We start from the raw sequence: 17,924 nt of genomic DNA, 5'->3' as shown, positions 1-17,924 counted from the left end.
ACGTGCGTGAATGCGTCGAAGCCGAGCCACGAAGACATCCAGATGTGCAAGCGCACCATCTTGGGCGAGGTCACGGTTGGCCGGATCCCCTTGGAGCAGGCACGGCGTCAGGTCAAGCGAGTGATGAGGCCTGAGCTCGTCGATGCCGCATACGACGAGATCCTGTTGGAGATGGCCACCAACCTTTCGGTCGACTCGGCGGTGACGAATTCTGAGACGTATTCTGCTCCCGGCGCTGCGTGGTACCACCCCTCGACCGTGGGTCCCTGCTGGGCCCACTACCTCTCCAAGCTGACGGCTGCGCGCTCTCCGGCACTGGGCGAATTGGATCGTCAGACGAGGGAGATCGTTGCTTTGCTAGCCAACCCCAACGCTCCGGGGAGCCGCCGCAAGGGTTTGGTTATGGGTAGCGTCCAGTCAGGGAAGACCCGCAACTTCGCCGGAGTCGCAGCCAAGGCCGCGGACGCTGGGTACAAGATGATCATTGTATTGGCGGGTATGCACGACAACCTGCGCGACCAGACCCAAGCCCGTTTGGACGAGCAGCTTTTTGATGGAGCTCGCTGGTACTCGCTGACCGCTGCGGGTCAAGACTATGAAGAGATTCCAGGGCCAGAGCAGGTACTGGAGAACATGCCTGTTGTCGTCGCTGTGGTCAAGAAGAACACGCATCGACTGGCTCGGCTCGTGCGGACATTGAAAGACGTCTCCCCTCAAGCAAGACGTCGGTTTCCGATACTAATCATCGATGACGAGGCGGACCAGGCGACGCCGAACTCCAAGGCTCAGCAGGCCCGAATCTCAGCCATTAACGGCCGCCTCAGGGATCTATGGGGGCTCGTCGAGACAGGGAGTTACTTGGCCTACACCGCGACTCCCTTTGCCAACGTCCTCATCGACCCAGATGAGTCCAAGGACCTTTTTCCTTCCGACTTCATAAAGACCATTCCTCCTGGCGATGGTTACTTCGGCGCCGAGCGAGTCTTCGGCCTTTCCGAGACGGTTGACGAGCAAGGCAATGGCGCGGAAGGCTTGGACATGGTGCGTCCGATAAAAGCTTCGGATGCATTGTCGCTGCGTGCGCCGAGCGATCGGGATGCGCGCCAAGTCTTCGACCCGGAAGCGCCGGAGTCACTCGTCGAGGCGTTCAGGTGGTTCGTTGTGGCGACCGCGATCCGGCGTGCGCGTGGGCAGGCAGGTCACTCCTCGATGCTCGTCCACACCACTCACTACACGGATCCGCATGCGGCACTGCAGGCACGATTGGACGACCTCGTTAACCGTTCGCTTGAGGAGGTTCGCGATGGGGACATGAGTGGCTACGTCAAGTCGTGGAAAGAGGAAGCCACTCGTGTGGCGTCCGAGGCAACCGTTCCGTTGCCATCATGGCAGCAGGTAGCTGCGGAGATAGAGGGTGTCTTGGCGTCAGTAGATGTCATCGTGGACAACGGCAGATCGGACGATAGGCTCAATTATAACGACGACCATCCTCGGACGGTGATAGCCGTTGGCGGCGGCACCCTCTCTCGAGGGTTGACGTTGGAGGGGTTAGTCGTGTCCTATTTCACGCGAACTTCAAATGCCTACGACACCCTTCTGCAGATGGGCCGGTGGTTCGGGTACCGCCCCAAGTACGAGGACCTACCTCGTGTCTGGGTCACCGAGGGTCTTGACGATGATTACGCATTCTTGGCCAGGGTCGAGCTCGACCTGAGATCCGAGATCGAGTCGGTGCAGGGCAGTGAGTTCACTCCGGCACAAATTGGAGTGCGCATCCGAGCTCATCCCGGAAGATTGCAAGTGACGGCAGCCAACAAAATGTGGGCTGCAAATGTTGTCCAACTTGGCTTGAGTGAGACGTCAAATCAGACTTTCATTTTGAGGGCGAACGATGCGCAGCACAACGTTGGGGTCGTGGAAGAGCTGTTGGCGGGTCTAGAACTGGACCCTGTGCCGTGGCAGAACCACCGCTACATGGCCCGCGGGATTAGTGGGTCTCGGGTTAGCGCATTCCTCGACGGTTTCGCGGTCCACCCTGATCAGCACTGGCTCCACGATCCTGAGAACCTATCGAATATCCAGCAATGGATCTCCGCGAACGCAGCGGGGCATTCATGGGACGTAGTCATCGCGGCGAACTCCCGGCTTCTTGCCGTGGATGGTGCGACCCCCTTGGGTTCGCTTCGACTGGCAGGACTGGATCTGCCATGCCTAAACCGCGCGCCGCTGTCGGGCAGCTCGGCCGAACGTCTCGACTTCAAGGCGATCGCATCTCCTAGCGATCGGATCGCCGATATCGATCCTGAGGACTACGGCGACAGCCCCAAGTCCGACGATGCCCAGCGGAGGAGGATCCGACGAACGCACGCCGGCGGTCAGGGACTGCTGGTCATCTACCCCCTGAGCGGACAGTCGAAGGCGGCGCCTCCGCCCGCCGGCGAACGCGCTTGGCGCATGGATATGCCTGTACACGATCCAATGCTTGGCTTTGCCATTTTCTTCCCCGCGGTCAACGACGCTACGGGGGATCAGGGGACCTTCGTCTCTGTCCGGACGACCTGGGAAGTTCCCGACACGGCCGAGGGCGACGAGGACGACGCGATTGAGACCGAGGAGGGGGCCGCGTAGATGAGTGACGCATTCATGGAGTTTGGTCTCCTGCTGGCATCGGTTTGGGGCGCGCAACAGGGACCGTCATTGGTGCACCGGGTCGCTGCCACGGACAGCCTGGGAGCTGATCTCCTGTACGGGGCCGATCGCACCGGCGGCCGGCACGTCCTTGCTCCAGTTGCGGACGACTACTCCTTCACTGCCATCCGGGGCGCAGCCGTGGAGTTGACCGAGTGGCGGCATCCTCAGACGGCACAGCGGTATCTGGACCTCGTTTGCACCGTCGATGGCTTATCAACTGTCTTCTATCGCCTGGCTGACAGCGTCGTTGAGCGCATCGAGCAGAGGCGGGAGCAATGTCACGCAGCTCTGTTCGGCGCGCTCACTGACTGGCAGAGGCTCCTCAAGCCGTCGGCGAGTCTGAGCGAAGAAGTCCTGCGAGGGCTCTTCGGGGAGTTGGTCGTGCTGCGCCTGCTGGCCCAACGAAATGCGATCTTCGCCTTGGACGCGTGGCTGGGTCCGACCGGACACGTCCACGACTTCGCGACGGCAAATGGAGACGTTGAGGTCAAGGCGACGAATCGCGACGGCCGAGACGTTGAGATTTCCAGCTTGAATCAACTCGATGAGGTCGCGGGCGTGCCACTGAGTTTGATTCGCGTGCGTGTCGAGGACTCGCCCGGCGGCCAGAGCATCGGCGACCTCGTGGACGATCTCGTTCGCCTTGGGTGTCTGAGATCAGCGGTAGTGGAGAAGTTGGATTCCATGGGGTTTCAAGTTGGCATCACAGCGGACGACTCGCGCTTTGTCGTCACCGGTCCCCTGTTGGCTTGGTCCGTGGGCACAGACTTTCCGGGGCTCAGAAGCGCGGATCTGCCAGAGAATCGTCGCGATGCTGTGAAGCGGATCAAGTACACCTTGGACTTGCTCAACGCCCCTGGAGAGATGGCAGAATCGGAGCTCGACACATACATCGACAGAATGATGACGAAGTGACGCAGTATGAGCGACTGGCTTGGTTTCCCAAGCCCTTCGGGCCGGGAGATATGGACGGATCGGGCGAGAAGAAGGTTCTTGGCCGTCCCGAGATGGATTTCTTGAATCTCTTGGTTCGCGAGACCGCCCAGAACTCTTGGGACGCCCGGATGTCGGGCGTCGTGCCTCGGTTCGAGTTGCGGCTCCGCGAGCTGGACCCATGCGTTCTGAACGTCCTTCGACAGCATGTGTTCCTAGAGCGGCAGGCAGACTCACCGCTAGACAGTCTTCTCGCCCAAGACGGGCTGGCAGCACTTGAGATCGTGGATCGCGGCACCAAAGGACTTGGTGGCCGCACACAGAACAGCTCCAGTCGCGACCAAGATGAGCCGAACGACTACGCAGACTTCATTCTTACGGTCGGCGCACCCCCGGAGGACCTGCAAGGAGGGGGTTCGTACGGGTTCGGAAAAACAGCGAGTTACTTGGCCAGCCGTTGCTCCACGATCGTGGTCTGGTCGAGGTCGCGCAATAAGAACGGCGAGATAATTGAGCGGTTGATTGCGTCGGCGATGGGGGGTGTTTTCGACAAGGAGGGACAGAGATTCACAGGCCGCCAGTGGTGGGGTCAGCACCCCCGTAGCCCGCAGCCGCCGGGTGTATTGGCCTTCGAACCGCTCGTCGGCGATGAAGCTCGCAGCCTCGGGCAAGCGGTTTTCGAACGAGGCTTTGAGGTCGACGAAACCGGAACTTCGATCCTTGTTCTTGGGTTTGCCCCTCAAGGGCAGCTCGAGTACGACGGAGATTTCGATCCGTCGGAGGTTGCGGACAGATTGGTTGACGCCGTCTTGCGAAACCTATGGCCCAAACTGCCCGTCGACCAACCGAGCGAGCGGCGGATGGATGTCGGCGTCACATTGGATGGAGTCAGTCTTCCGCTACCCGGCCTGACCGACTCAAGCGTGCTTCAGGGCCTGTGGAGGTGCCTTCGAGCCATCAGAGCGGTGCAGGCCGGAGCCTCGCAGCCAGACAGTGGAATAGACGTTCGTCCAACCCGGCGATACAGCGACACCACCGGGCACATAGCACTGACGAACGTAAGTGCGGAATCCGATGTTGATGCGATGAGCGGACTCGAAGACCGGGTCGCGCTCATGCGTCACACCGCCGAGTTGGTCGTACGTGCCGAGCCCTATCCCGGGCGGGTCACGGAGTCTCTTCGGTGGGTCGGCGTGTTCAAGCCGGTGGAGGCGTTCGACGAGGCCTTTTCCAAGGCGGAACCGCCGGCTCATGACTCGTGGTCAAACGTAGAAGGGCTCGATAAGCGGGCCAAGTCCATCGTGACCGTCTCCATGCGGGAAGTTGGCAAGGAGGTTCGTGCCTTCCTTGCTCCGGTGGACTTCGCGGTCGAGTCAGAGAACAAGTCCACGGGCGCTCTCTCATCGGCCTTGGCTGGCCTAACGGGAGCTGTGCCTGGTTCCGGTGCAACAACGAGCCCTGCACGGACGCAAGGTCGACGTACTTCTGGGACAAGCCCGAAGATCGACCTGCGCTCGATCGACCCCCTCCCGCGGGACGCCAACGACCTCGAGAGCGGCCGCCAGCGAAGCAAACTGACCGTGACGGTCCAGGGAAAGACCCCGACCCTGCTGCGGCTCGCTGCCTTGAAGGTCGCCGTAGACGGCGGAACCATGGAGTCCGGGGATGATGTGGCACTCGATCGTTGGGTGGGTGGTCATCCCGAAGGGGACGGGGTGTTGGTCCCACCTGGAGACGAGGTCAGCGCCATCGTCAGCTACCCAGCCGGTGTCGCAATCTCGTTCTCCTTCAAAGCAGGTGATCGTTGATGCGAGCGATGCCACACCGCGTTGCCTCCGCAGCCTCGGTCACACTGACTGAACCGTGGCTCGAGGTTTCCGGCGAGCGCTTCGCTCCTGGCGATCCCGTGGTTCCGTGGGACTACTTTCTGGACTCCACTGTTTCGTCTTGGATCTCAATCGATGAGGCCGCGTTCCTTGAGTCCACAGGTTTGCCGACAACCGCTGGAGTCTTGGCGGTCATGCAGGTGGATTGCCGGGCGACGGGATTGCGGAAAATGGTCGCTATCCAACTGCCCGGAGGCGACGTGCCTGCGCTGCTGCAGGTGCACCTTGGGCCCCATCAATGTGCTCAACAGATTGAAGTGACGCACGCAATCCTCCTTGACAGGACGAGCCAAGAAGACGCCGTCGACTTAGTAGCCTTCCGCAGGGGCAGCCGCCTCCTCACATCGATGGCGACTCACCGCTTCCTATTGGAGGGGTCGGCATCTACATTTCCGACGGAGGCCTTCGACTTCGGGCCGGCGGGGCTTCCCCCAGACGCCGCTTGGAAGTTGCAGTTCGATCCCGAGTCGCTGGATGAGCCATACCTTGGTGCGGTGCGTCTGTTCATTAACTCCAGTCATCCGAGCGCACCAGAGCTTCTGTCAGGAAGACCATCCCTCACTCAATCCGTGCTCTTCCACAGCATCGTCGAACACCTCCTGCTGATCGTCGCGGAGCGTTTCCCCGCGGAAGCTCAGTCCGAGTACCAAGCGGACTCGGTTGGTGAGGCACTGGAACACCTCGCGAAGGTGTACCTCGGCGTTCCCCTGACGGCGGCAATCTCACTACTTGTGCAGGACCGTGCGGAGACAATCTGCCGCCTCCAAGCTGCTACTTCTTTTCTGGCGGCGAACTCCCGGTGACGTACGTTTTGATTCCGCGACTCTCTACAGGCGCAGCCATGACTCGGTTGGCTGAGGTTCAGGAGGAACTCCGTCGCAACACGCCAGCGGAGGATCTCGTGGTCGAGAGTCTCGGCCAAGGAGTGCCGAACCCAACAGGCGGGCGTGCGGCGACGGGGGATGATTTGCGACGGTGGAGGCGCGAAGTCTTGGACTTGATGACCGGACGAGGGGTCGGCACCATCTCCGAAAATTCGACGCACTCCATGTACCTGGGTCAAGCGATCGAAGAGGTGATCCATCCCAGCCCTAGTGATGCGGCCCACGACGGAGCATGGTCGTTCCTGTCGCTGATGCTTTTCCCGGACGTCCTCGCGGCCCGGTGGCCCGCGTCAAGTGACCTGAGCGAACTCGCTCGGGACCGGTGGATCGGAAATCAGGTAGGTCGCGACCGCAACTACTTGAAGCTCGCGTGGCGGCGATGGCAAGTGCTCGGCCAAGTCATGACGGAAACGCAGGATCCTTTCGGCGAGGATGAGTTCGGCGCCCTTTTGGAGCGCAGTGCAGTCGCGCGTAATACCCGGCTGGTTCAGTGTGCCGCGAGGGAGGTGGCCTCTTACGGAGGCGATCTTGGCAGGATGGATTTCACGCGAGGACTGATGCGCGGCCTGACGGCTCTGACGGGACCTCTTCAACTCGACATCCTTTCTGATCGGGAGTTGGTCGAACTGGTGCGAGACACGGCACGCAAGGTCGACGGCCGCCGGTGACGTGGTGTCGATTTGCATGAGCGTCTCTCGACCAGATTGGGCAGTATGAGCGACGGCCATTTAAGGCATTCAGTCACGCGCTCGGTAAGATGCCTACGACTCTCAGCGGAGCGCCGACGTCGCTGCGTCTAGGCGAGAACCCCGTTTGGGCACTGGACAGGTATGAAGCCGACGTACAAACACGCCTGCTTGACATCTTCGAATGCAAGTTCCACGACGAGGTCCGCCGCTTTCCCCCCGAGCCACGCACCGCCAGAAACTGCCACCGCGACGACAACTCCACCCAGGATGACACAACCCACACCAGTGGCACAGGTGCCCGCGATTGCGGTTCCAACGGCCGCCCCCAAGACGCCTCCACCCAGCGCTCCGGCGGCCTTCGCTGCTGCAATCAGTGGCGCCGATTGTTGGCCTGAGTGATCGTAGTAGCTGCTGACGAAGGCGTCCACCGCCGAGACCACCAAGAAGGCGCGACCGGCCACCTTTCCTAGATACCGGGAACTCTTTGCCGGCAACTGTGTCGCGGCTTCGCCCAGCCCCTTCTGGTATCGGATGTAGGAGACGACGGAGTGCCCGTCTCTCTCATAGGACGCCACCGTGACCGTGCGGGATCTCAAGGAGTGAGCACTAGCAGGAGGTCCGCAGGGCCCTGACCTTGCGACATTCCGAGATGTGCGACTGATCGAGTGTCCATCTCGGTCCCCCATCGCCCCTAAGCATGTAGATCGCATTACTGGTTAAGGACGAGACTTCTGCTGGGGAAATCGCCCGTGCGGTTGACGGTTGGCTCGGCGTCCCGATGGCATGGAGCGTCTTCGTGTCAGCGACGGGTGAAAACTGACCCCTGATCGACGGGTGAAAACGGACCCCCTCCGGTCTTGACGGGTCGGTAATCGAGGACCCCTCACCGCGTGGGCCGCCGGCCAGCCTCCCACCTGAGGCCGAGTTCGACGATGACCGTCCGTTACACCGATGAACCTAAGTCACACGAGGGTCGGTGAACCCGCTGTCCGCTCACGCATGTCACGTTGGATCTAGGGTTCGACTATGGCCATCGACTGGACCTACGACGAGATCGTCCTGGCGTGCGAACTGGTAGCCGACAACGGCTGGAAGGGCCTGCGAGCGCACCACCAACCCGTTATCGACCTGTCGAACCTGCTGATCGCTGCCCCGATCCATCCCGTGGCCGGACGTGACGCGAACTTCCGCAGCCCATCGAGCGTCCAGCGCAAGACCTTCGACATCGCCACCCAGCACGACGACTACACGGGTACTCCGACCAGGGGAAACAAGCTTGACCGCCAAGTCCTATTGAAGTTCCAGGCGGATCCGGTCCGGATGCGTCAACTCGCCGCCGAGATCCGGACCACGATCGAGTCCGGGTACCTGGTGACAGTGCCCGACGACGAGATCGAGGCCGGGGAAATCTCGGCGCCCGAAGGCCGGCTCGTAGTTGCCAAGCACCTTCGGCGGGAACGCAACCCTCGGCTGCGGCGCGCGAAGATCAAGGCCGTGAAGGGTGCGGGGAAGCGGGTTGCGTGCGAAGTCTGCGGCTTCGACTTCGAGGCCGCCTACGGGGCGTTGGGGCGGGACTACATCGAGGCCCACCACATTCTGCCTCTCCACGCGTCCGGACCTACACAGACTCGGTTGGCCGATCTCGCGTTGCTGTGCGCGAACTGTCACCGGATGATCCACCGGTCTTCGCCCTGGCTCACGCCAGTCGAGTTGCGCGACCGTTTGCAAACGACTGCGTAGGTCGTCGAGCTTCCGCGTAGTCGTCACGGACTACCTCGGAAGAACCGGGAGGTCTCTCGCCCGCCGACGTTGCTCAGCTCGGGCGGCAGTCAGATGCTGATGAAAGTCGGAATGCTTGTTCTGGTCCAGATTGAGCGGCAGGCGGAGGGATGCAATGAGATCCCGTTCGAGCACCCACGGCGTCGGCGTGGTCACCCAACAGACCCGCGCGTGCGCGGCCATCCATTCCGAGAGCACCAGTTCGCCATCACTGAACGTCAGGCGCTTTCCGGAGCCCACGCGTCGCAGTTGAATGCCCAAGTGGTCGGCGAGAAGTGCACCCAAGGTGAGCCGCAAGGTCGAGCCATACGCATTTCCTCGGTAGTGGTACCGGATCCGCTTGCGCAGGTTTTCCTTGCTCTGACGCAGTCCGTCTCGGCTCGGCGCCTTCGGCGAGATTCCGACATACAGCAGGGTTCCAGCGTCGATTGCGTGCGATCCGTCGAGCGGGACATAGGGCGGCGCCTCGTCGAAGTACCAGGCATAAACGCCGGGATCGGCGGGGACGGGACACGGCCGGCTCAGGACCTGGCCGCGGGTGGTGAGCTGGATGGGACTGAGAAGCAGCCGCGTCTCCGCGAGTGGGTTTTCGCCTGTCACGACACGATCATCTCGTGCACGGTCGTCAATAGCCGATCAAGAGAACACCCTCGAACGGCAGCTGAAGCCGTCGGGAGGCGTAGATCGCGTCCAGCTGGGAGTGAGTCCCGTCGTAGGCGTGCATGACCCCGGACTTGCCGCCTGATCGATAGTGGTACGCGATCGGCATGAACAGCGCGAGGTAGTCGGCATCCAACAAGAGGGATGTGCGGAGGATGTCCCGATAGTCCGCGTTGTTGGCCGCTCCCCGGCCGGCTTCAACCTCGACGGCGACCTTTAGCGAATCGTGGAAAGCATCGATCTCGTAAGAGACCGACGGCTTGCCGTTCTCTCCGAAAAGGACTGGTCGGGTGATCTTGTTGGCGCGGGTCTTTCCGGACTCGACCTGATAGCCGAGCGCTTCCAAGTCGGGCCGAAGCCTAGCCAGGACGGCGTCACTTCTACGGTCTTCGTCTTCGAGGGGCAGCGGAACGCTGTGGATTTCGGCCTGGACGGCCACCGTTGCCTGAACCAGTTGCTCGGCCCATCGGGGCGGTCGGGCATTCTTCGGGTAGTAGCTCCACCGGGGGTAATCCGTCACTTGACGAAGCGTAAAGCCACAGTGAGCCCGTCGCAGTGCCTCCGGGTAGCGGCCGAGCACCGGCCACGAGGATAAAGCCGCGGCTTCGGCCTCGCCGCGGTGCCATACACCCCAGATGCAGAAGGTCGTCCTCGTCGATGGCCTGCACGTACGACTGCCAGTGGGTCCGGCTGATGTCCGGTCTGACGACGTGCAGCCGGGACCCGTCGGGCAGCGTGGCGTCGACGAACGGGCTTGCTCAGGTCGAACTTCCGCCCGCTGCTCATGAGCATCCGCTCGAGGAGGTCGCGGACGTCGTCGGCGGCGAGGATGGTGGGCGTCAGCTCTGCGATGCCGCCTCGTGCGACGAAGATCCTGTCCGGGTCGCTGCTCTAGATGCTTGACCCCCCTGCCAAGGGTGGGGGCTGCGTCTATCTGGGCGGGATGGGCGCAATCCATGACCGGCGCATGTGGATGCCAGGGCCGGGCAGTTGGGGTCCCAATCTTCATGAGCTCTCGACCTACAAACTCAGGCAGGTCGCTCTGTCAGTCGCAGTTGGGGCAGGGGCCGGAGACGGGCATCTCCATGAAACAGGTCGGGCAGACTGCGCCACGTCGCGCCTCGCTGGCTGCCGTTGCACGTGGCGTACTCGCCCGGACGACCCGCGCCTTGGCGGTCAGCGTCGGCACCGCGTCGGCGGGCACGTCGGCTCCCCAGTGGCGATAGCACTCGAGCCGTGCGGCGGCCGCGCTGTTCTCGCGCTCGAGCGGGTCGGTGATCGGGGCCTCACCGGCAACCCGCAGCGCCTCATCGTAGCCGGCGCCGACCTGCCCGTCGTCCTTGCGGACCACCAGGGATGCGAGCGGCGGCTCGTTGCGCACGTGGTTGACCTTGACCAGATCGGCGAGCAGGGCGCCGATCCAGTTGCGCATCTGCGACTTGGTCCGCAGTGACGAGCGGCGCTGGACCTCCTCGGCGAGCTCGGAGTAGGTGATGACGGCGTTGTAGCGACCCGCGGTCTCCACGAGTACCTCGTAGGCGTGCTTCGCCCAGTAGGGCTGGGCGAACTTCGGAGTCACGAACGTCTCCTGGTCAGACATGGGCAGTCATCCGCTTCCTTCGTGGTGCAGTCGCCGAACCCCCAGTCTCCACCCTTCGCCTCGGCGGCCGTCACCCACCCACTGACGAGTCGACCGCTTATCGCTCGGTGGACTCAGGCGCAGCACCGATCCAGTCGATCATCTCGTCCGTCGTGGCGACCTGGGCGAAGAAGGTGCCGACCGTGGCCAGCGAGGCGCGCTGCACCTCGGCGACCTCCATCCCCGGCACCCCGCCGGTCGTCGTGGCGTCGCTGATGAAGAACGCGCGCACGTCGCGGACCATCGCCTCGCGCGCCGTGGTCTCGCAGCAGACGTTCGTCTCGATCCCGGTGATGATGATGGTGTCGAGGCCGAGCAGCTCGAGCCGACTTAGCAGGTCGGTGTCGTGGAAGGCCCCGAAGTGCGGCTTCTCGAGCACGTGGTCGGACGGGTCCATGACGAGCGACTCGTGGAAGGCTGCGGTGTGGGACGTGCGGTCGAGCATCCCCTCCCGCACCGGCGGGAACATCTCGCCGAGGATCCCGAGATCGGCGCCCTCGGCCACCGCGTGCCGGACGTGGATGACCGGGATGCCGGCCACACGGCATACCTCCGCCAGGCGGTTGATGCGCTCGACCACGGCGCGCGCGTCCGCCGCCATCTCGACGAAGACGTTCTGGACGTCGATGTTGAGCAGGGCCATCCGGCGCGGGTCGACCTCGAACTGCATCATGGTGCGCCTTCCGGTCGCCTCGGCCCCTGGGTGCACGCTACGGGTCGCCGGCCCATCGCCACCGGCGAATCGACCAGCAGCGCCGCCACTCGTCAGTCGAGCGGGTCCCGGCTCGCGCGCGTCAGCACCGCCAGGCAGACGGCGCCCACGCCACCCCAGAGCACGAACGAGCTTGCCCACCGTGCGTCCGGCTCGCTCGGGAAGACGTCGACCCAGCGCGAGAGCGGGTTCACGACGGCCAGCGCGATGACCACCGTCAGCAGGGCGCCGCCGACCGCGTCCCCGGGCTCGGGCACGTGCCGACGCAGGGCGGCGGCCGCGGCGACGGCCACGAACACGCAGCCGGTCAGCCACACCATGACCCCGAGCCGAGCGCTCAGCCCGCTCCGAACCGCCAGGGCCGCGACCCCGATCGACCCCACGACGAGCACCGCACCGACGACGAGGAGTCGGGCCCGGGTGCGCCTCCCCAGGGACGTGGGGGTGGCGGCGACGGCCTCCGTCGCCGCCTCGTCGAGGACGTATGCCGTCGCCGCGGCGAGGGCCGCCACGCCCACCACCAGCGCCGTGCCCGCTACGGCGCTGGTGGTCCACGTCGCTGCGACGCCCAGAAGCAGCAGTCCGACTGAGGTCAGAGCCGCCACGGGCCGCCACGGGATGCCCGCGGCCGGCCCGAGGACGCGCGAGTGGATCATCGCGTCACGACCACGCTGTGGCCGTCGGGGTAGGAGCGCACCGGCTGGCTGAGGCCGGTGGCGGAGGCGAGACCATAGGCGATCACCGACAGCACGAGGGTCACCGCCCCGATCCGGACGAGCCGCCGCCGGGTCTGACCCTCCGACCGCCACAGCAGTGCGGCGAGGGCTGCGAGGCCGCAGAGAGTGATGACCCAGACGAGGTACCACGCCGGCGACCCGGTCAGGCTGGTGACCGTGACGTAGTCCGCCGATGCCGACGAGAAGTAGCCGACCGGCGCGAAGAGGCGGACCCAGCGGAACCACGCTGGCGGTGCCCCCTCGGTGGTGCTGAAGGCGCCGAGGACGCCGATCGTCCAGACGACCACCGCCAGCACGAGAACCGCCGACGCGCCACGGAACCGCCACCACCGGCCGGCCGCGATGCCGAGCAGGGTGCCGCCGACGGCCGTCGCGACCGAGTTCTCGACGAGGACCGCCGCGATCGCCGTGTGCGACAAGGGGCCGTACATCCACTCCGGCGCGCTCAACGCCGACGGGCCGATGGCGTAGTAGAGAACGAGCCACGCCGAGGCGACGAGCGCAGGGACACCAGCCATCAGGCAGAGCGCGGCCGTCCGGGTCGTGACGGAGGTGGGCGACGCCTCGAGCAGCTCACCGGCCCCGTGGAACGACCGCGTCAGGTGGTAGGCCGTGATCATCGAGGCCACGCCCACCGTCAGGGCGACGACGGGCAGGCTGAGCGAGTCGCTGGTGACCTGGTGTGCCTGCTCGTTGAGCGCCATGACCGTGAAGACAACGCCCAGTGCCGTGCCCACGAGGAACATCGGGTGTCGGGCGAAGCGCCACGCCTCGATGCGGGCGAGCGCGGCGAACGGGCTGCGGTAGCCGCCGCGCGGGGCGAGGGCGGTCGTCACGGCAAGGGCGTCCTGCGGGGTGGTGGTCATCACGCCACCTCCGCCGAGGTCGTGGCGTCAGCGGACGTGGGGGCGGTGGCGCCCCGCAGCAGCAGGTAGGCGTCCTCGAGGCTGGGCTCGACGAGCTCGGCGCCCCTCGGCACCGACTCCCCGACGTTGCGATAGCGCCCGGACGCGGTGCGCCACGACGCCTGCGCCGCGGCATCCGGGGCCGCGGCCATCCAGACACGACCGGCCGCGAGCGACACGAGCTCGGGCACCGTGCCGTCGAAGTGCACGCGCCCGGCGTCGAGCACGACGACCCGCCGGCACAGCGCGGCGACGTCCTCGGTCTGGTGCGTCGAGATGACCATGGTGGACGTTGCGGCGATGTCGGCGAGCACGCCACGCAAGGACGCGCGCTGCTCGGGGTCGAGCCCGGTCGTCGGCTCGTCGAGGACCAGCAGCTCCGGTGTGCCGAGCAGGGCTTGGGCCAGGGCGACCCGGCGCCGCTGCCCACCCGAGAGCCGACTGATGCGTTTCGTCGCGACGTCGCCGAGGCCGACGAGGTCGAGCACCCGTCTCACCTCGGTGGTGCGCGTGTCACGGTCGGCCCACTCCTTGAGGACTGCCATGTAGTTGACGAAGGCGAAGGTGGAGAACCCGCGCGGGAAGCCGAGCTCCTGCGGTTGGTATCCGAGACGCCGCCTGACCTCGGTGCGGGCATCCGGCTGGCTCGGGTCGCGGCCGAGGAGCCGCACCTCGCCGGCGTCGGGGCGCAGCACCGTCGCCATGACGCGGAGCATCGTCGTCTTGCCGGCGCCGTTCGGACCGAGCAGTCCGGTGATGCCGGGCCCGAGGTCGAGATCGACGTCGTCCAGAGCCGCGAGTGAGCGGTAGCGCTTGGTGACACCGCGCAGGGAGACCGTGGTGGAGCTGGTTGCGGTCATGACGCGATCCTTCCGATCGTGCCGAGTCGCCGGGCTCGAAGGACGAGGACGGGCGGCCCGATGAGGAGCATGAGGACGTAGAGGACGAGGTACTGCGGCGCGAAGACGGCCCAGATCGTGTCGAGGCGTGAGGCCGCGCCGGTGGCGATGACCCAGACGACGGTGATGGCGCTCGCCGGACGCCACGGCCCGAACCACGTCGAGAGAGCGAGGACCGCCGCGGTGAAGCCCAGCGCCGGGAGGAGCCACACCCACGCTGCCGATTCCGGGAAGACGAACTGCCCGACGAGCACGACGGGGAGCGCCGCGAGGAGCACGGCGGCGGTCCGGAGCAGGAGCAGGCGTGCGAGCGGGTACGGCGTCGAGCTCTCCTGCTCCAGCGCCGGCCCGCCCTCCGGGCCGAAGGCCGCCGCCACGGCCAGCACCGGCACGAGCGGCGCCACGACGAGGAAGATCATGACGCTGCCGTTGCGCGCGGCCACGGCCCCACCGACCGCGAAGGCGACGGCGAGGGCGACCGCGCAGATCCACGATCCGCGCAGCGCCGGCGCCGCGGCCACGAGCATCGCGTCGCCGGGCGGCAGGCCGATCCGCACGAGGAGCCGCTCCAGCAGCGACACGCGTGGCACCTCGATCTCGTCGCGTACGGCGCCCCAGACGGCCGCCAGGTCCGGCAGGTCCGGCAGGTCCGGCGCGTCCGGCAGGTCGGGCGCGTTCGGAACCTCGGAAAGCGCTAATGGCTCCGGCTGCTCGGGACCTGCCGCCTCCGAAGGGGGCGTGACCTCGGGAAGGGAGCTGACGGCATACGCCATCGGGGGCAGCGCGGCGGCGACGCTCGCCTGGCACTGCGGGCACCGCACGAGATGCTGCTCGAGCGACATCGACGTGACGGCGTCAGCGTGGCCGTGGACCCACGCGCGCAGGTCGTCCGGCCGCACGTGGCTCGTACTCATGACGAGGCTCCTTCCAGCAGGCTCGCCCGCAGGCGCGCCCGTGCGCGGTGGGCCCGCGTCTTGACGGTGTTCTGTGGGATGCCCAGCAGGCGCGCGGCCTCCCGGGTGGTGAGGCCGTCGAGCACGGTCGCCTGCATGACGGCCCGCAGCTCGGGCGACAGTGCGGCCATCGCCCGACCGAGGTCGCCGTACTCGACGCCGAGGAGCAGCTCGTCCTCGGCGGTGGGCGAGGCAGTGCCGGATGGCCCCGGGTCGCGCAGGAGCACGACGTCCCGGCGCGACCGGAGACGACTGACGAGCCGTCGGATCGCGATCCCCCACATCCAGGCACCGACCTCGCCCGTCCCTTGGTAGCGCCGGGCCCCCTGCCACACGGCCACGAAGGTGTCCTGGAGCACGTCGGCCACGACCTCACGGTCGTTGCAGCGCCGCATCAGCCGGACCGAGAGCCACGGTGCGTGACGCTCGTAGAGCCTCTCGAGGGCGCCGACGTCCCCGGAGGCCAGCGCCTCGAGGAGGCTCTGGTCGTCGGGAGCGACGAGCGGTGACACATCTCTACTGTCGACCCGGAGGGCCCGATCGGTTCTCGGTATGGCGACGAAGCGCGGTGCGGGGCGTCAGCGGGGAGGCAGCTCGCCGCCCGTCTCGGTGGCTATGACGTGCATGACCGCGTTGATGAGGGCCAGGTGGGTGAACGCCTGGGGGAAGTTGCCGAGGTGGCGCCCCGTGTGGGTGTCGATCTCCTCGGCATACAGCTCGAGCGGCCCGGCGAAGGAGAGCAGCTTCGCGCACAGCTCGTGCGCCCGCTTGTGCTCGCCGATCTCCGACAGCGCCGACACGAGCCAGAACGAGCAGATCGTGAAGGTCCCCTCCTCGCCGGAGAAGCCGTCGTCCGTCTCGTCGACGCGATAGCGCAGCACCAGCCCGTCGACCGTCAGCTCGTCCGCGATGGCCAGCACCGTCGCTCGGATCACCGGGTGGTCCGGCGGCAGGAAGCGCACGAGCGGCGCCAGCAGCAGCGAGGCGTCCAGCGCCGACGCCCCGTAGTACTGCGTCAGCACCCCACGCTCGTCGACCCCGTGCTCGAGGATGTCGGCCATGATCTCCTCGGCCGCCAGCTCCCACTCCGCGGCCTGCGAGTCCTCCCCGATCATCGACGCGAGCTTCGCGCCGCGGTCAACGGCGACCCAGCACATGATCTTCGACGACGTGAAGTGCTTGAGCTCGCCGCGCACCTCCCAGATGCCGGCGTCGGGCTCGCGCCAGTGCTTGAGCGCCGTCCGCACCTGCTTGCCGAGGATCGGCCAGATGCGCCCGTCGAGGTGGTCGGCCACCTTCGAGTGGAGGTAGACCGAGTCGAGCAGCGCGCCCCAGACGTCGTGCTGCACCTGCGAGTGCGCGGCGTTGCCGATGCGCACGGGGCGCGACCCGGCGTACCCCGGAAGGTGGTCGAGCTCGAACTCCGGCAGCTCACGCTCCCCGCCGATGCCGTACATGATCTGCAGGTCCTCGTCGCGCTCGGCCATGTCGGCGATGAACGAGAAGAAGTCCACGGCCTCCCAGTCGAACCCCAGCGAGTACATCCCCCACAGGGCGAATGTCGCGTCGCGGATCCACGTGTAGCGGTAGTCGTAGTTCCGTTCCCCACCAATGGTTTCCGGCAGCGACGTCGTCGACGCGGCGGCGATCGCACCCGTCGGCGCATACGTCAGTCCCTTGAGCGTCAAGGCACTCCGCTGGAGGTAGCCGCGCCACGGGTGGTCCGGGAAGCGACCGCGGGCGAGCCAGTGCTGCCAGTGGTGGGCCGTCCACACGAGTCGCTGGTACGCCTGCCCGAAGTCGGTCGGCGGCGCCTTCTCACCCCACGAGAGCGCGATGTAGCGGACGTCGCCCTCCCGGAGCAACGTTCTCGCAGCAGCCTGCCCGCCCTCGAAGCCGAGCCGCAGGTCGGTCGTCAGCGTGAGCACCACGTCCGATCCCGTGCCGGTCGCGCGGCCCTGGTGGTAGCCCAGGTCGGTGTAGTCCCACGTCACCGGCTGGCGCCCGTAGTCGAGCACCGGCTCGCACTCCATCACCGTCTGCACCTCGCCCGACACGCAGCGGATCGTCCGCAGCAGCGTGTGCTCGGCGTCGTAGTCCATCGGCGTGCGCCGGTGCTTCGGCGACACGTCCTCGTCGTGGCGCCACGGCCCGATGAGCAGCACGTCGCGGACGATGATCCAGCCCGTCGGGGTGCCCCAGCTCGTCTCGAGCACCATCGTGCCCGGCAGGTAGCGCCGCGCCGTCGGCACGCTGACGTCGGACGGGCCGAGCCGGAAGCGCCCCGAGTGCCGCCCGAGCACCGCCCCGAAGACGCTCGGCGAGTCCAGGCGCGGCAGGCACATCCAGTCGACGTCGCCGCCCGGCGCCACGAGCGCCGTCACCTCACCGTCGGACAGGAACCCGTAGTCCGCGATCGGAACCGCCTTCACGTGGCCCGTCGGCCCCGGCGAGCCCGTAGTGCGCGTCGGGGCGTGCGAGGTCGCGACGTCAGCGGATGCGTCCATGTCCTCAGAATCCTCGCCGTCCTCCGCGCGCACAAGAGACGCCCTGCAGC

At 65.9% G+C, this 17,924-nt stretch carries 18 protein-coding genes; 6 read left to right on the top strand and 12 right to left on the bottom strand.

The window, feature by feature from the left end:
• Positions 1–6: 6 nt before the first annotated feature.
• Genes ASH01_RS18255 through ASH01_RS23105 form a run of 3 tightly spaced genes read left to right on the top strand, consistent with a single transcriptional unit; the run spans position 7 to position 5,432 of the window.
• Positions 7–2,628, top strand: a complete 2,622-nt coding sequence (locus tag ASH01_RS18255) for a Z1 domain-containing protein (protein ID WP_156415656.1) — start codon at positions 7–9, stop codon at positions 2,626–2,628.
• Positions 2,629–3,606: a PD-(D/E)XK motif protein gene (locus ASH01_RS18250; RefSeq protein WP_056779290.1), complete on the top strand. Its 978-nt coding sequence runs from the start codon at positions 2,629–2,631 to the stop codon at positions 3,604–3,606.
• Positions 3,603–5,432: a hypothetical protein gene (locus ASH01_RS23105; protein ID WP_156415655.1), complete on the top strand. Its 1,830-nt coding sequence runs from the start codon at positions 3,603–3,605 to the stop codon at positions 5,430–5,432. The genes ASH01_RS18250 and ASH01_RS23105 overlap by 4 nt, the downstream gene beginning before the upstream one ends.
• 146 nt (positions 5,433–5,578) lie before the next feature.
• Here ASH01_RS23105 and ASH01_RS23100 read toward each other — a convergent pair whose 3' ends face one another.
• Positions 5,579–5,776, bottom strand: a complete 198-nt coding sequence (locus ASH01_RS23100) for a hypothetical protein (protein ID WP_156415654.1) — start codon at positions 5,774–5,776, stop codon at positions 5,579–5,581.
• On the opposite strand from ASH01_RS23100, the gene ASH01_RS18245 reads away from it, so the two are divergent.
• Together ASH01_RS18245 and ASH01_RS18240 are read left to right on the top strand one after the other, a co-directional pair.
• Positions 5,768–6,313 (top strand): hypothetical protein, encoded by a 546-nt coding sequence (locus tag ASH01_RS18245; protein ID WP_156415653.1) that lies wholly within the window; start codon positions 5,768–5,770, stop codon positions 6,311–6,313. The two genes, ASH01_RS23100 and ASH01_RS18245, sit on opposite strands and share 9 nt — an antisense overlap.
• A 188-nt stretch (positions 6,314–6,501) precedes the next feature.
• A complete protein-coding gene (locus ASH01_RS18240; protein ID WP_156415652.1) occupies positions 6,502–7,062 on the top strand; it encodes a hypothetical protein in 561 nt (186 codons plus the stop codon).
• A gap of 128 nt (positions 7,063–7,190) precedes the next feature.
• Here ASH01_RS18240 and ASH01_RS23095 read toward each other — a convergent pair whose 3' ends face one another.
• Complete coding sequence (locus tag ASH01_RS23095) at positions 7,191–7,679, bottom strand: hypothetical protein (protein ID WP_156415651.1); 489 nt, start codon at positions 7,677–7,679, stop codon at positions 7,191–7,193.
• Between the two features lie 430 nt (positions 7,680–8,109).
• On the opposite strand from ASH01_RS23095, the gene ASH01_RS18235 reads away from it, so the two are divergent.
• On the top strand, positions 8,110–8,823 hold the full coding sequence (locus ASH01_RS18235; protein WP_056779283.1) for an HNH endonuclease: 714 nt from the start codon (positions 8,110–8,112) through the stop codon (positions 8,821–8,823).
• 30 nt (positions 8,824–8,853) lie between these two features.
• Here ASH01_RS18235 and ASH01_RS22660 read toward each other — a convergent pair whose 3' ends face one another.
• The 10 genes from ASH01_RS22660 to ASH01_RS18185 all read right to left on the bottom strand — a co-directional run bounded on the left by ASH01_RS22660 (position 8,854) and on the right by ASH01_RS18185 (position 17,874).
• Complete coding sequence (locus tag ASH01_RS22660; protein ID WP_235509658.1) at positions 8,854–9,462, bottom strand: GIY-YIG nuclease family protein; 609 nt, start codon at positions 9,460–9,462, stop codon at positions 8,854–8,856.
• A 25-nt stretch (positions 9,463–9,487) separates the two neighbouring features.
• A complete protein-coding gene (locus tag ASH01_RS18230) occupies positions 9,488–10,042 on the bottom strand; it encodes a hypothetical protein (RefSeq protein ID WP_156415650.1) in 555 nt (184 codons plus the stop codon).
• Between the two features lie 525 nt (positions 10,043–10,567).
• On the bottom strand, positions 10,568–11,122 hold the full coding sequence (locus ASH01_RS18220; RefSeq protein ID WP_056779275.1) for a hypothetical protein: 555 nt from the start codon (positions 11,120–11,122) through the stop codon (positions 10,568–10,570).
• 97 nt (positions 11,123–11,219) lie between these two features.
• The gene (locus ASH01_RS18215; RefSeq protein ID WP_056779273.1) at positions 11,220–11,834 is read right to left on the bottom strand and encodes an isochorismatase family cysteine hydrolase; all 615 of its coding nucleotides are present in this window, start codon (positions 11,832–11,834) and stop codon (positions 11,220–11,222) included.
• A gap of 92 nt (positions 11,835–11,926) precedes the next feature.
• Positions 11,927–12,529 (bottom strand): hypothetical protein, encoded by a 603-nt coding sequence (locus tag ASH01_RS18210; RefSeq protein WP_056779270.1) that lies wholly within the window; start codon positions 12,527–12,529, stop codon positions 11,927–11,929.
• Positions 12,526–13,476, bottom strand: coding sequence for a hypothetical protein (locus ASH01_RS18205; RefSeq protein WP_056779268.1), 951 nt, complete (start codon positions 13,474–13,476; stop codon positions 12,526–12,528). Before ASH01_RS18205 ends, ASH01_RS18210 begins: the two co-directional genes overlap by 4 nt.
• Positions 13,476–14,375, bottom strand: a complete 900-nt coding sequence (locus ASH01_RS18200) for an ATP-binding cassette domain-containing protein (RefSeq protein WP_056779264.1) — start codon at positions 14,373–14,375, stop codon at positions 13,476–13,478. Before ASH01_RS18200 ends, ASH01_RS18205 begins: the two co-directional genes overlap by 1 nt.
• The gene (locus tag ASH01_RS18195) at positions 14,372–15,328 is read right to left on the bottom strand and encodes a hypothetical protein (protein WP_156415649.1); all 957 of its coding nucleotides are present in this window, start codon (positions 15,326–15,328) and stop codon (positions 14,372–14,374) included. The genes ASH01_RS18200 and ASH01_RS18195 overlap by 4 nt, the downstream gene beginning before the upstream one ends.
• Positions 15,325–15,879 carry an RNA polymerase sigma factor gene (locus ASH01_RS18190; protein WP_056779258.1) on the bottom strand — a complete coding sequence of 185 codons (555 nt, stop codon included), beginning with the start codon at positions 15,877–15,879 and terminating at the stop codon, positions 15,325–15,327. The genes ASH01_RS18195 and ASH01_RS18190 overlap by 4 nt, the downstream gene beginning before the upstream one ends.
• A gap of 66 nt (positions 15,880–15,945) precedes the next feature.
• Positions 15,946–17,874, bottom strand: a complete 1,929-nt coding sequence (locus ASH01_RS18185; RefSeq protein ID WP_056779256.1) for a glycoside hydrolase family 15 protein — start codon at positions 17,872–17,874, stop codon at positions 15,946–15,948.
• Positions 17,875–17,924: the final 50 nt, after the last annotated feature.

Origin of the sequence: Terrabacter sp. Soil811, assembly GCF_001429655.1 — a bacterium.
GTDB lineage: Bacteria > Actinomycetota > Actinomycetes > Actinomycetales > Dermatophilaceae > Terrabacter.
The sequence above is the reverse complement of the archived record's forward strand: the minus strand, read 5'-3'. Positions and strand labels throughout refer to the sequence as shown.

Coding starts and splice junctions, on each gene's coding strand:
- ASH01_RS18250 (WP_056779290.1), top strand. CDS start 2,629: ATGAGTGACGCATTCATGGAGTTTGGTCTCCTGCTGGCATCGGTTTGG.
- ASH01_RS18235 (WP_056779283.1), top strand. CDS start 8,110: ATGGCCATCGACTGGACCTACGACGAGATCGTCCTGGCGTGCGAACTG.
- ASH01_RS18220 (WP_056779275.1), bottom strand. CDS start 11,122: ATGTCTGACCAGGAGACGTTCGTGACTCCGAAGTTCGCCCAGCCCTAC.
- ASH01_RS18215 (WP_056779273.1), bottom strand. CDS start 11,834: ATGATGCAGTTCGAGGTCGACCCGCGCCGGATGGCCCTGCTCAACATC.
- ASH01_RS18210 (WP_056779270.1), bottom strand. CDS start 12,529: ATGATCCACTCGCGCGTCCTCGGGCCGGCCGCGGGCATCCCGTGGCGG.
- ASH01_RS18205 (WP_056779268.1), bottom strand. CDS start 13,476: ATGACCACCACCCCGCAGGACGCCCTTGCCGTGACGACCGCCCTCGCC.
- ASH01_RS18200 (WP_056779264.1), bottom strand. CDS start 14,375: ATGACCGCAACCAGCTCCACCACGGTCTCCCTGCGCGGTGTCACCAAG.
- ASH01_RS18195 (WP_156415649.1), bottom strand. CDS start 15,328: ATGAGTACGAGCCACGTGCGGCCGGACGACCTGCGCGCGTGGGTCCAC.
- ASH01_RS18185 (WP_056779256.1), bottom strand. CDS start 17,874: ATGGACGCATCCGCTGACGTCGCGACCTCGCACGCCCCGACGCGCACT.